Source organism: Micromonospora sp. AP08, from assembly GCF_008085935.1.
Taxonomy (GTDB): domain Bacteria; phylum Actinomycetota; class Actinomycetes; order Mycobacteriales; family Micromonosporaceae; genus Micromonospora; species Micromonospora chersina.
This window is the reverse complement of sequence record NZ_VSEZ01000002.1, coordinates 235110-247480: the sequence shown is the minus strand read 5'-3', so window position 1 is coordinate 247480 and position 12371 is coordinate 235110. Positions and strand designations below refer to the sequence as shown.

Genomic DNA, 12371 nt, shown 5'->3' with positions numbered 1-12371 from the left:
CGGGATTGCACACAACGTAATGGCAGCGGCCGCGAAGCGGTACAGGTTGCACATAGCGGTTGCACAACGAATGCCGCCACACTCGGCCTACCGGCGGAGATACGGAGGACGCGATGGCGCACCGCGAGCTGCTGACCAGACACCGGTCCGTGATGCCGAAGTGGCTGGCGCTGTACTACGAACAGCCGATCGAGTTCGCCAGCGCGTCCGGTCGCCGGGTGACCGACCGGGAGGGACGCACCTACCTCGACTTCTTCGCCGGCATTCTCACCAACGCGATCGGCTACGACGTGGCCGAGATCAGCGACGCGGTCCGGTCGCAGATCGACACCGGCGTGCTGCACTCCTCCACGCTCTACCTGATCCAGTCGCAGGTCGAGCTCGCGGAGAAGATCGCGGAGCTCTCCGGGATCCCGGACGCCAAGGTGTTCTTCACCAACTCGGGCACCGAGGCGAACGAGACCGCGCTGATGCTCGCCACCCAGCGCCGGCGCAGCGAGCAGGTGCTCGCCCTGCGCAACTCCTACCACGGCCGCGCTTTCGCCACCGTCGGCATCACCGGCATCCGTGGCTGGTCGGCCAGCGCGCTCAGCCCCGTCAAGGTGAGCTGGGTGCACGGCGGCTACCGCTACCGCAGCCCCTTCCGGGACCTGTCCGACGCGGACTACGTCCGCGCCTGCGTCGCCGACCTGCGCGAGATCATCGAGACGACGACCGCGGGTGACGTGGCGTGCATGATCGTCGAACCGATCCAGGGCGTCGGCGGTTTCGCCACCCCACCGGACGGGCTGTTCGGCGAGTTGAAGAAGGTGCTCGACGAGTACGGGATCCTTCTCGTCTCCGACGAGGTGCAGACCGGCTGGGGCCGCACCGGCGAGCACTTCTGGGGCATCCAGGCCCACGGCGTCGTACCCGACGCGATCACCTTCGCCAAAGGCCTGGGTAACGGCCTGGCGATCGGCGGAGTCGTCGCCCGGCCGGACCTCATGGACTGCCTCGGCGCCAACTCGATCTCCACCTTCGGCGGCAACCCGCTCGCCACCGCCGGCGCACTGGCCTCGCTCAACTACCTCCTGGAACACGACCTCCAGGCCAACGCCGCAGACCTGGGCGCCCGGCTGCTGGACGGTCTGCGGGCGGTCGCGCGGGCGCATCCCGTGGTCGGCGACGTCCGTGGCAAGGGCCTGATGATCGCGCTGGAACTCGTCGGACCCGACGGCGCGCCCCACCCGGCGGCCGCCGCCGCACTGCTGGAGGAAACCCGGGAACGGGGACTGCTCGTCGGCAAGGGCGGCCTGTACGGCAACGTCATCCGCCTGGCACCACCGATGACGCTGACCCGGGCCGAGGCGGACGAGGCGCTGGAGATCCTCACCCAGTCGATCGAGGCCGTGGCCAAGGAGGTACAGCAGCGATGAGGACCACCCATTGGATCGGCGGCAAGCCCTGGACCGGCGTCGCCGAACGCGCCGGCGACATCTACGACCCCGCCACCGGACAGGTCGCTGGGCACGTCGACTTCGCGTCCGCCGCGGTCGTCGACCAGGCCGTCGCCGCCGCCGGCGAGGCCTTCACCCGCTGGCGTACGGCGTCCCTCGCCCAGCGGTCGAACGTGATGTTCGCCTTCCGGGAACTGCTGAACGCCCGCCGGCGCGAACTGGCCGAGATCATCACCGCCGAGCACGGCAAGGTGCTGTCCGACGCCGCGGGGGAGATCCAACGCGGGCTGGAGAACGTGGAGTTCGCCTGCGGCATCCCGCAGATGCTCAAGGGCGGGTTCAGCGAGAACGCCTCCACCGGAGTCGACGTGTACTCCATCCGGCAGCCGCTCGGGGTGGTCGGCGTGATCACCCCGTTCAACTTTCCCGCCATGGTGCCGCTGTGGTTCGCGCCGAACGCGATCGCGTGCGGCAACAGCGTGGTCCTCAAGCCGAGCGAGAAGGACCCGTCCGCGGCGAACTTCCTCGCCGAACTGTTCGGCGAGGCCGGGCTGCCGGACGGCGTGTTCAACGTCGTGCACGGCGACAAGGAGGCGGTCGACCGCGTTCTCGAACACCCGGCGGTGAAGGCGATCTCCTTCGTCGGCTCCACCCCGATCGCCCGCTACGTCTACGAGACCGGCACCCGCAACGGCAAGCGGGTGCAGGCGCTCGGCGGCGCGAAGAACCACATGGTCGTACTGCCCGACGCCGACCTCGACCTCGCCGCCGACGCCGCCGTCTCGGCCGGCTTCGGCTCGGCCGGCGAACGCTGCATGGCCATCTCCGTCGTCGTGGCCGTCGACCCGGTCGGCGACGCGCTGGTCGGCAAGATCAGCGAGCGGATCGCCGCGCTCCGGGTCGGCGACGGCCGTCGGCCGGGCTGCGAGATGGGACCGCTGGTCACCGGTGCCCACCGCGACCGGGTGGTGTCGTACCTGGACGCCGGACGGGCCGCGGGGGCCGAGCTGGTGATCGACGGGCGGAGCCACCCGATCGACGGTGAGCGAGCCGGCTTCTGGCTCGGGCCGACCCTCTTCGATCGCGTCGACACCGACATGTCCATCTACACCGACGAGATCTTCGGACCGGTGCTCTCGGTGCTGCGCGTGCCCAGCTACGACGACGCCGTCGAGGTGGTCAACACCAACCGCTACGGCAACGGCACCGCCATCTTCACCAACGACGGCGGCGCGGCCCGGCGCTACCAGAACGAGATCGAGATCGGCATGGTCGGAGTGAATGTGCCGATCCCGGTCCCGGTTTCGTACTACTCCTTCGGCGGGTGGAAGGACTCCCTATTCGGTGACGCGCACGCGTACGGGCCGGAAGGAGTGAACTTCTTCGTCAGATCCAAGGTGGTCACCAGCCGGTGGCTGGACCCCTCCCACGGTGGAGTGAACCTCGGCTTCCCACAGAACAGCTGAGCTACGCGGAGGTGGGTCGTCCGTCCCCGCCGGTCCACAGGCGCAACCCGGCGCCGCGCGGTCCATCGGTAGTTCGACGTGGGTGCCGGCAGATCAGGCGGCCAGGCGGCGTGCGACAGCGGAGATCACGATCGCGGCCGCGACGAGGTGGGTGAGCATCAGCAGCGCCTTGGTGGCCGTCCCGGCGTCGGCGATCACGTCCAGCGACAGGACGGTCAGGGCCACCGTCGTGCGGACGAACGTGCGGCGCGGACGCCGGGCGAAACGGGACAGGATGCGAGACTCGCGCCATCATGCCGGCGAGTATGGTCAGGCAACGTCCGCTTCTACCACTGGTCGGGCGTTGACAGCTCACCGAGCGGGCACGTCCGACCCTGCCGAGCTGCGGACGTTCACCCCGCGCCAGGGTCCAACAGGTTGGCGGTGCAACAGATCAATCAGATCGACCAGAGTGCGTGTCGCTGAGACCACGTCGGCCCGGGGTAGCGATGGGGGATCGCGAAGAATGCGCGGAAGGCCGTAAGACTGCCATGAGTTCGGCACGATCACCTTCAGAGCCCCTCTACTTCACCGAGCGCGGATCGGGGTCGCCACTCCTGCTCGTGCATGGGCTGATGGTCACCGGCGAGATGTTCGAGCCGGTGATGGAGCATTTCGCCAAGCGGCATCGCGTGATCGTTCCCGACCTGCGCGGCCACGGGCGCAGTCGGGGGCTTCCGCCACCGTACGCGGCGACGCGGCTCGCCAGCGACCTAGCGCAGCTGCTCGACCATCTGGGCATCGACACCACCGCCGTGCTCGGCTACTCGCATGGCGGTGCAATAGCTCAACAACTGATTCTCGACTTCCCCAACCGATGCGACCGCCTCGTGCTCGCTTGCACCTTCGCGTTCAACATGGCGACCCGCCGCGAGAAGGTTGAGGGGCGCCTCCTGCCGTTGGTACTCCAGGTCCTCGGCATGCGGCTGCTGGCGAAGTTGGTCGTCTCACAGGCGGCGCCGCAGCTCGGCAAGGACCGCGCCGACTGGCTCGCCGGAATCATGGCGGACCAGGACCGCAAGCTGATGGTGTCTGCCTGGAAGGAGACGATGGCGTTCGACAGCAGGCGCCGGCTGGCGGAGATCAGTTGTCCGACGCTCGTCATCGCCGGGTCGAACGATCAGGCCGTACCGATCCACCACGCGAACATGCTCCACGACGGTGTCGCTGGTTCCCAGCTGGTCGTCATCGACGATGCTGACCACGCGCTCATCTGGACGCACTCCGAGGAGTTCGAGCGTGTGACAGACGATTTCCTCGGGGCCTGATCGGGGTAACCCCCGCAGAGGGACATCTGCATTTGCCGCCGATCGGCGCGCCGTGCAACGGCTATCGGGGCAAGTCCCGCCCTCGGGCCGCATCGACCGCAGCACGTCCATGGGCGTGCGGACGGTTGCCGCCGCTGAAGGTGATGGCGAAGGCGTTCAGGGCGGGTTTCCAGCGCACCGTCCATCGGGTCCTGCATGCTCCAGTGGGGTCCAGGGATCGGGTCACCAGGCACAGACACTTCAACGCGGCCTGCTCGTTGGGGAAGTGGCCGCGGGCCTTGACCGCCCGCCGGTAGCGAGCGTTCAACGACTCGATCGCATTCGTCGAGCAGATGACCTTGCGGATCTCCAGGTCGTAGCCGAGGAACGGAATGAACTCCGCCCAGGCGTTGTCCCACAGCCGGATCACCGCCGGGTACCGGCCACCCCGTCCTGCCACGTCGGTTGGGCGAGGAGGCCTGCCCGGGAGTCGCAGCTCGCGGATGGCCTACCACGACCCTCTGGCCCTCCGGGGAAAAGCGGGATTCTGGCAACCTGCAGCCGCCATCCGTGGTTGCCTGGCATCGGGTCGCGCCCACTTTACGAGGTGTTAACAATAATACGCTTTCTGGGGGGATTTCGTTGACCAGACCATCATTCACCCGCATTGCGGGGGCAACCGTGCTGGCCGCCGTGATCGGCCTTGGGTCTGCCGCACCAGCGTGGGGCAGCGGGGGTGGCACGACGATCAACATCGATCCGGCGGACACCGGCACGACGGCGGCCGCGTTCGGCACTCACAGGTGCGACCCGAACCTCGGTGGTGGCCCCTTCCAGGCCGAGGACGTCTGGGTCTTCGCCCTGCCGGCCGCGCAGCAGGGCAACTTCACCTCACTGACCATCCAGTTCGCCACGGAGGGTGGCCCCGACACGGAGACCATCACGACCACGCCCGCCGGTGACCGTGCGATCGTCGGCAACCGGGCGTGGATCAGGACGCCAGCCGGCCTGTCCTCGACCGGCGAACTGGTGAATCCGTTCGCCCTCACCAACGCTACGGCGGTGATCACGGGGACCGACGGAACGTTCGACCTGGCACAGACCTGCCCGGCGAGTGGCGCGACAGCCAGCCCCCGCCTGCCGGTGACCGGCGCGGCATTCTCCGGCCCGACGCTCGGCAAGCTCACTGCCGTGGGAGGCAGTCTCATCCTGGTCGGCCTCGTGCTGCTTCGCGCGCAACGGCGCCGTCGCTTCGTCGCCTGACCTGAGCCGGTTCATCCGCACAACGGGGTCTGCCCCGGCGGGACGGGTCAGCCGTCGCCCATGAATGGATGTGCTGCCTGGCCGGCACCCGACATGTCGGGCGCCGGCCAGGCAGCTGTCGTCCGGGTTCCGCCCACCGTGCCACCTCGGCTCCGACATCACGCCGGTCAGGCCGAGGTCAATCCTGCAAGTAGGCCCAGGGTGCGGCGGGTTTACGTACGCTGCGCTGAGTGAAATGGGCACGTTTCTTCGTCGCGCTGGCAGCGACTCTGACGGTGACGGCGTGCGAGGCCGCCCGGACCCCACCGGCTGGTGCGCCCACCCGTCCTGCGCCGGCGGGGCCCCCGTCCCAGCCTGCCAAGATCACCTTGGCGTTCGCGGGCGACGTGCACTTCACCGACCGTACGCGTGATCTGCTGGACGACCCGGCGACCGCGTTCGGGTCGATCTCGTCAACCCTGTCGGCCGCGGACCTGGCGATGGTCAACCTGGAAACGGCGGTCACCACGCGGGGCGCTCCTGAGCCGAAGGAGTTCCATTTCCGCGCGCCGGCAAGCGCGTATGACGCGGTGAAGGCCGCCGGCATCGACGTCGTGTCGATCGCGAACAACCACGCGCTGGACTACGGGCGGACCGGGCTGGCCGACACCGTGGACGCGGCCAGGGCCGCCGGGGTGCCGGCCGTCGGGGCGGGCGCCGACGCTGCGGCGGCGTACCAGCCGTGGATCACCAAGATTCGCGGCACCAGAATCGCCGTACTCGGGTTCAGCCAGGTCGACGAGCTGTGGTCGCAGTGGCGGGCCACAGATACCCGGGCCGGCATCGCGATGACCAGGGACCTGCCCCGCGCCGTCGCCGCGGTCCGGGCCGCTCGACAGCAGGCCGACGTGGTCGTCGTCTACGTCCACTGGGGCATGGAGGGCGACGCGTGTCCACCCGACGAGGCTCGCGCGTTCGCCGGTGAGATGGCCCGGGCGGGCGCCACGATGGTGGTCGGCACCCACGCCCACCTCCTGCTCGGCGACGGGTGGCTCGGCAGGACCTTCGTCCAGTACGGGCTCGGCAACTTCGTGTGGTGGCGCGACGACGCGTACAGCAACGACACGGGGGTGCTGCGGGTGACCCTCGACGGATCGGCGATCTCGAAGACGGAACTGGTGCCCGCGATGATCTCCCGACGCACCGGCCTTCCCGAACCCGCTGGCGGGGAGGACGCGGCCCGGATCCGCCGGGAGTACGCGGACCTGCACACCTGCACCGGACTCGCCGCGAGCCCCGCCCCATAGTCGGACCAGGTGCGGACGGGCACCGTGGAGCACAGGGGAGTGAAGCGGGCCGACCCCTCCTAGCTGGAAGGCGGATGACCAGCCGGACAGCGAGCGGCTAGCACCCGACTTTCGGCATGTGAGGGTGTCCGCCACCGCGCCTGGAACCCATAGATCCAGGGCCGAACAGACAAGATCCGAACATGTACGGCATGGTCAAGGCGGCCGCTGATGACCTTGGCCGGCCCGGGCAGAGCCCGTTGGTCAGCGCTGACACGGTGCGCCGGCCTGGCGCGAGCCGGGCGAGCAGCGACAGCCGCCCGGGCGAGGCACGGCTTCCGGCAAGGCAGTGATCGCGGCGCGCCTGTCGCGTGCCCGATGAGACCGGACCCCGACGGGTTCAGCGGCGGTCATCTTTGGTCGGCTAGCTGTACTGCCCAGGCCCGGCTAGACCTGCCGCGAGGGTCTGTGTCGGTACTGGCAGGCTGGCGGAGTGTCTGCGGAGTTGCATGGCGACTGCTTCTGGATGTTCGACCTGGTTGCCACGGACCAGGCTGTGCGACGCCGTGCGCTTGCTCGTCATCAGGCGTTGGTTGCGGCTGCGAGCGAGGCGCTTGACCGATGGAACGCGCTGTGGGCCGTGGAGAGAACGGCCGCGCCGACCCAACCCCACCTCGTCGCCGAGATGGACCAGGCCAGCGCCGACCGGTTCTGGCATCAGAAGCGAACGATCAAGGGGCCGATTCGCGCGTTCCTGGACTCGGCCCTCGGAGATGACGTCACGGAGGCGTTATGGGCGCCGTTTGCGGTGCTGTACCTGCGATGGGAGGCCGACTATCCGACCGAGTGGGGAGCGCCTGAGTCGTGGATGTGGTCCCCATGGGGGACCAAGGAAGCGCTTCTCCGGCGGTTCGAGCGCGGCGGTCTTCCGGAAGGTACTCGGCCTCAGATAGCCGAGTTGATTCTCTCAGCGTTGGGGCGACCGTATCGGTGCAAGGACTGGATGTACGCTCGGCTGGTCCGCCACCTTGACCCGTCGTTCCTCGACAGGGTCGCCGCACTGGCTTCGGCGGACGACCCGTTCGTCCGGCTCCGGGCGCAGTTCGTCCTACACGCGACCGAGAGCGGCAAGCCGCGGATTACACGTACCAGCTGGCAGCGTTGGCTCAGCGCAGGCGGATGACTCAGCGTTTCGACTTCACCGTGCCACTGGCAAGTGTCACCGAGGTGCTGATAACGATGTGTCACGCAGGTTCCTAGACCGGACACAGGCTAGACCTAGGCCTGCTTCAAAAATGAAAACCGTCTGATCGCCCGTCGTTGGCCTGGGCTGGGCCGGCACCCGGCGTGTCGGTGATCGATAGATGGCGAGGTCTCCGGTAGAGGGTTCATCGACCAAGACGAACTTTCATACCGGAGACCTCGTGGCCACGTTAGCGGTGACAGGCGACACGACCTGACCGACGCTCAGTGGGCGGTGCTGGAGCCGTTGCTGCCGAGGCCGTGTGGGTCAGGAGGCCCGCCGAAGTGGAGCAGACGGCAGTTGATCGACGGGATCCGGTGGCGCACCCGGGTCGGCTCGCCGTGGCGGGACGTGCCGGCGCTGTATGGGCCCTGGCAGACCGTCTATGGGCTGTTCCGCAGGTGGCAGCGGGCGGACGCGCGGATCTGCCGCATTCCGCGCGCCGACTGTGGCGGATCAGTTGGCGGACGCGTGTCGTACGTCAGTCGACGGCGCTCGACCGCGTCTGTGATCCGACAGCTGATGTGCGACGCAGCTCCGCCAGGTGACGTGCGACAGACCAAGCGATATAGGGCGGCAGGAGCCGCCGACGAACGCCCTGTCATACCGATGTGAGTGCGACGGTTGACCGGTTGACAGAAATCAAGCTGGAGGGTGTCGGATCTGCCGGATGCCGTTCGTAGCGTATGCAGAGACGGACGTCGGGTCCGGGGACGATCAGAGGGAGCGGACATGCCTGAGTACCTCATCTACTTCAATCAGCAGTGGGTGGGTGACCACACCGAGGAGTGGTTCCGCGGGCGCGGTCCACTCGCCAGGGCGGTTGTTGATGAGATCAAGGCGGCCGGGGCATTCGTCTTCGCCGGGGGCCTGGAGGAGGAGGACGGCCCAGTCTTCAGCGCGGACGCCACAAGCGGTGCGGTGGTCTTCACCGACGGGCCGTATGTCGAGAGCAAGGAGTTTCTGGGTGGCCTGACCATCGTGGACGTGTCGGATGAGGCGACCGCGCGGATGTGGGCCGGCAAGATCGCGGAGGCGTGCGGCTGGCCGCAGGAGGTTCGCCGGTTCAAGCCGCGGCGCGTCTTGCAGGGATGAGATCGTCACTCGTCGGCTGAGGCTTGAGCCGAGGCGTGGCCGGCACCGGGGTGACGTCGCTGCTGCGGTATCGGCAAGGATTCGACCAGGCACGGGGGCGGCCAGAAAAGCGCCGCCCCCGGAGCGCCCGCCGGGCGATCCGCGTGAACCCGGTGTGGCGGGCCGCCGCACCACCCGGCCGGCCCTTCACGCCGACCCGGTTCTGCGGGCCCCTCAGACCGGCCTGACGCCAGATGCCTCGATGTCTCCCGGCGAGAGCAGCGGGAGGTAATCCTCCGGACGCCAGCCGACGATCACCTTGGTGAAGAGCCGCGCGCCGAGCCGGCGGTAGAACCGCTGCGCCGCCGCATTCTCGGGCTTGACCTCCCAGCGGATGGTGAGGCGGTCGACGGCGGCGCGGCGAGCGAGCGCCGTCATCAGCCGCCGTCCCACCCCGCCGTCGCGGGCCTGCGCGCGGACGTACAGGTCGTCCAGGGCGAGGATGTCCGCGCCGGTCCACAGGTGCAACCGGCGCTGCGCCGACACGTAGCCCAGAGGCTCGCCGGCCCGCTCGGCCAGCAGGACGGTGACGTCAGCTCGTGCGAGCAGGCTGCGCCACCCGGCGGCGGTCACGGTGACGTGGGCGCTGTCTCCCTCGTGGGCGGCGATCTCCCGGACCAGGATGTCCACGGTCGTCGCGTCGTCCGGGCCGGCCCGGCGGATGGTGATGGTGTCGTTCATGGTGCTCTCCTTTCGAAGGTGGCGGCCGGGCGGCACGGGACGAGGCCGGTGCCGCCCGGGGGAGTCACGGGGTGCCGACGGCGGTGAGGACGTCCAGCCGGGCGGCTCGCCGGGCGGGCAGCAGCCCGGCGAGGAGACCGGCGGCGAGCGCGACGGCCAGCACCAGGAGCAGCCGGCCGGTCGGCACCGCGAGCACGGTCGGGGCGTCGCGGCCCAGCGCCCGGACCGTGGCGGCGGCGAAGCCGCCGCCCAACGCGATCCCGAGGACGCTGGCCAGCGCGGCGATGAGGACAGCCTCGCCCCGGATCATCCAGCGCAGTTGCCGGCGGGTCATGCCCACCGCGCGGAGCAGCCCGATCTCCGCGGTCCGCTCGGTGATCGAGAGGGCCAGGGTGTTGGTGATGCCGAGCAGTGCGATCAGCACGGCCAGCATCAGCAGCACCGTCACCAGACCGAGCACCTGGTCGATCATCTGGGTTCGGCCGGCCACCGCGGCGGCCTGGTCGCGCAGTTGCGCGGTCGGGGTCTCGGACAGCGCCGCCCTGATGGCTAGCTCGGCGGCCGCCCGGTCGGTCCCCTCGGCGGTGCGGATCAGCACGCTCGCGTCCATCTCCTCGCTGTAGAGCCGGGCGAACGTGTCCAGCGAGATGAGGTAGTCGGTGGACAGCGCCCGAGCGTCCCCGTCCCGTAGCAGGCCGACCAACGGAAGGCGGCGGGCGCCGGTGCGGGAGAACGTCATGGGCAGCTCGTCCCCGACGGCCAGGCCCCGGTCCCGGGCCACGTGCTCGGCCAGCACGATGCCCCCGCCGTTCAGGGCCGCCAGGTTGCCGGCGGTGAAGTGCAGGGACGTCACCCGGGGCAGCGTCGACGGGTCCACGGCGGTGAGGGCCTGGGTGGCGTCCCCGTCGCGCCAGTGGCCGTAGCGCAGCCGGGACGCGACCGCCACCTCACGCAGCCGGCTCACCCGGTCGTACACGGTGGGGGAGAGGCCACCGAGCATCTCGTTGCGGGCGCTCTCCACGACGTGATCGGCGGTGATCACCTCGGCGTACGTCTGGCGGACCGAGCTCTTGACCGACGTGCCGAGGACGGCCATGAAGCTGATCAACGCGAGGCCGAGGGCCAGCGCCAGGGCGGTCGCCGCGGTACGCCGCGGGGTGCGGGCCGCCGACGCGGTGGCCAGGCGGCCGGTCACGCCGGCGGCGGCCAGCGGCCGGCCGACGAGGCGTACCAGGGTCGGGGTGGTGGCAGGGCCGAGCAGCGCGAGCCCGCCGACGGCGCCCAGCGCGGCCACGCCGAGCAGCGGGACCGGCGCGTCGGCGGCGAGCACCGCGGCGGTCGCGGCCAGGCCGGCCGCGGCGGCCAGCGCACCCGAGACCACCCGGAGCCGTCCGGTCCGGGCGGCGGCCGCCTCCCGCAGCGCCGCGACCGGCGCCACCGCCGCGGCCCGCCGAGCCGGGCCGACCGCTGAGCCGACCGTGACGAGCACGCCCACGGCGAAGGCCACCAGGACGGTACGGACGGTCAGCACCAGCCCGCCCTCCGGCAGCGGTACGCCGAATGCCCCGGCCAGGTGCCGGATGCCGGTGGCGGCGGCGACGCCGAGGCCGAGGCCCACGGTCGAGGCGGCGAGCCCGATCACCAGCGCCTCACCGAGAACGGAGCGCAGCACCTGCCCGCCGGTCGCCCCGGCGGCCCGCAGCAGGGCGAGTTCCCGGGTGCGCTGGGTGATGACGATGGAGAACGTGTTCGCGATCAGGAACGCGCCGACCAGCAGGGCCGCCGCCGCCAGGGCGAGCAGCACCAGTTGCAGCCAGCTGAGCTGGTCCCGGGCGGCCGCCGCCCCGGCCGCCGCGATGTCACGGCTCGGGGAGACCTCGTAGCCGGGGCCGACGGCGGCGCTGACGCGGTCCCGCAGTTCCGCCGGGGCGACGTCGGGTGCCGCGACCACCGCCACCTCGGAGACGGCGGAACCGAGCCGGAGCAGGCGCTGCGCCGACGGGAGGGTGACCAGGGCGACCGTGCTGTTCGGCAGGCCGTCGCGGGCGCCGAACCCGGCCAGTCCGACCACCCGCAACCGCGCGATGTCGGTCGCCCGCAGCGTCACCGTGTCGCCGAGCCCGATGTGGTGACCGCGGGCGGTGCCCTCGTCGATCATCACCTCGTCGTCGTCGGCCGGCGGCCGGCCGCTGCGAACGGTGAACGGGCCGACCGGCGCCGGCACCCAGGAGGACAGCACGGAGGTCCCGCTCGGCACGATCGCCGTGCCGTCCACCTCCAGCAGGCCCTCGCCCCGGACCTGTGGCCGGGCGGCGGCCACGCCGGGCACCGCGCCGATCCGTTCGGGCAGGCCGGCCGGCAGCGGGTCCCGGGCGACCTCCACGCCCATGGCGGAGTCGAAGGCGACCGCGTCGCGCACGGTCAGGTCGACGCCGGCGGTCGCGGTGCGGAACTGGTCGTCCAGCAGCCGGCCGGACGTGTCGGTGAGGATCAGGCCGCCGGTGGCGAAGGTGACGCCGAGGACGACCGCGAGCAGGGTCAGCGCCAGCCGGGTCCGGCGGGCGAGGGTGGTACGCAGGGTCAGGCGCCACATG

11 protein-coding genes and 1 pseudogene are annotated in these 12371 nt (G+C 70.4%); 8 read left to right on the top strand and 4 right to left on the bottom strand.

Going from position 1 to position 12371, the window contains the following annotated elements; all coding sequences use genetic code 11:
• Positions 1-113 precede the first annotated feature (113 nt).
• The gene (locus tag FXF50_RS04465; RefSeq protein WP_148425927.1) at positions 114-1418 is read left to right on the top strand and encodes an aspartate aminotransferase family protein; all 1305 of its coding nucleotides are present in this window, start codon (positions 114-116) and stop codon (positions 1416-1418) included.
• The gene (locus FXF50_RS04460; protein WP_148425926.1) at positions 1415-2905 is read left to right on the top strand and encodes a CoA-acylating methylmalonate-semialdehyde dehydrogenase; all 1491 of its coding nucleotides are present in this window, start codon (positions 1415-1417) and stop codon (positions 2903-2905) included. The genes FXF50_RS04465 and FXF50_RS04460 overlap by 4 nt, the downstream gene beginning before the upstream one ends.
• 93 nt (positions 2906-2998) lie before the next feature.
• On the opposite strand, the gene FXF50_RS04455 is transcribed toward FXF50_RS04460, so the two are convergent.
• Positions 2999-3178 (bottom strand): DUF6069 family protein, encoded by a 180-nt coding sequence (locus tag FXF50_RS04455; RefSeq protein WP_255509920.1) that lies wholly within the window; start codon positions 3176-3178, stop codon positions 2999-3001.
• Positions 3179-3393: 215 nt separating this feature from the next.
• Here FXF50_RS04455 and FXF50_RS04450 point away from each other — a divergent pair, with 215 nt between their 5' ends.
• On the top strand, positions 3394-4212 hold the full coding sequence (locus FXF50_RS04450; protein ID WP_148425925.1) for an alpha/beta fold hydrolase: 819 nt from the start codon (positions 3394-3396) through the stop codon (positions 4210-4212).
• 61 nt (positions 4213-4273) lie between these two features.
• On the opposite strand, the pseudogene FXF50_RS04445 reads toward FXF50_RS04450, so the two are convergent.
• Positions 4274-4654: pseudogene (locus FXF50_RS04445) on the bottom strand (transposase); the annotation flags it as partial.
• Positions 4655-4872: 218 nt separating this feature from the next.
• On the opposite strand from FXF50_RS04445, the gene FXF50_RS04440 reads away from it, so the two are divergent.
• From FXF50_RS04440 to FXF50_RS04420, 5 genes are all read left to right on the top strand, one after another.
• Positions 4873-5454: a hypothetical protein gene (locus FXF50_RS04440; protein WP_148425924.1), complete on the top strand. Its 582-nt coding sequence runs from the start codon at positions 4873-4875 to the stop codon at positions 5452-5454.
• A gap of 368 nt (positions 5455-5822) precedes the next feature.
• Positions 5823-6740, top strand: coding sequence for a CapA family protein (locus tag FXF50_RS04435; RefSeq protein ID WP_187399509.1), 918 nt, complete (start codon positions 5823-5825; stop codon positions 6738-6740).
• Positions 6741-7212: 472 nt separating this feature from the next.
• Positions 7213-7902, top strand: a complete 690-nt coding sequence (locus FXF50_RS04430) for a hypothetical protein (RefSeq protein ID WP_255509890.1) — start codon at positions 7213-7215, stop codon at positions 7900-7902.
• Positions 7903-8196: 294 nt separating this feature from the next.
• Positions 8197-8577 carry a transposase gene (locus FXF50_RS30210; RefSeq protein ID WP_370464075.1) on the top strand — a complete coding sequence of 127 codons (381 nt, stop codon included), beginning with the start codon at positions 8197-8199 and terminating at the stop codon, positions 8575-8577.
• Between the two features lie 117 nt (positions 8578-8694).
• A complete protein-coding gene (locus FXF50_RS04420; protein WP_148425922.1) occupies positions 8695-9057 on the top strand; it encodes a YciI family protein in 363 nt (120 codons plus the stop codon).
• Positions 9058-9270: 213 nt separating this feature from the next.
• Here the strand turns inward: FXF50_RS04420 and FXF50_RS04415 are convergent, their stop codons facing one another.
• Positions 9271-9777: a GNAT family N-acetyltransferase gene (locus FXF50_RS04415; RefSeq protein ID WP_148425921.1), complete on the bottom strand. Its 507-nt coding sequence runs from the start codon at positions 9775-9777 to the stop codon at positions 9271-9273.
• A 64-nt stretch (positions 9778-9841) separates the two neighbouring features.
• Positions 9842-12370: an FtsX-like permease family protein gene (locus FXF50_RS04410; RefSeq protein ID WP_148425919.1), complete on the bottom strand. Its 2529-nt coding sequence runs from the start codon at positions 12368-12370 to the stop codon at positions 9842-9844.
• Position 12371 lies beyond the last annotated feature (1 nt).

Coding starts and splice junctions, on each gene's coding strand:
- FXF50_RS04465 (WP_148425927.1), top strand. CDS start 114: ATGGCGCACCGCGAGCTGCTGACCAGACACCGGTCCGTGATGCCGAAG.
- FXF50_RS04460 (WP_148425926.1), top strand. CDS start 1,415: ATGAGGACCACCCATTGGATCGGCGGCAAGCCCTGGACCGGCGTCGCC.
- FXF50_RS04450 (WP_148425925.1), top strand. CDS start 3,394: ATGGGGGATCGCGAAGAATGCGCGGAAGGCCGTAAGACTGCCATGAGT.
- FXF50_RS04420 (WP_148425922.1), top strand. CDS start 8,695: ATGCCTGAGTACCTCATCTACTTCAATCAGCAGTGGGTGGGTGACCAC.
- FXF50_RS04415 (WP_148425921.1), bottom strand. CDS start 9,777: ATGAACGACACCATCACCATCCGCCGGGCCGGCCCGGACGACGCGACG.
- FXF50_RS04410 (WP_148425919.1), bottom strand. CDS start 12,370: ATGTGGCGCCTGACCCTGCGTACCACCCTCGCCCGCCGGACCCGGCTG.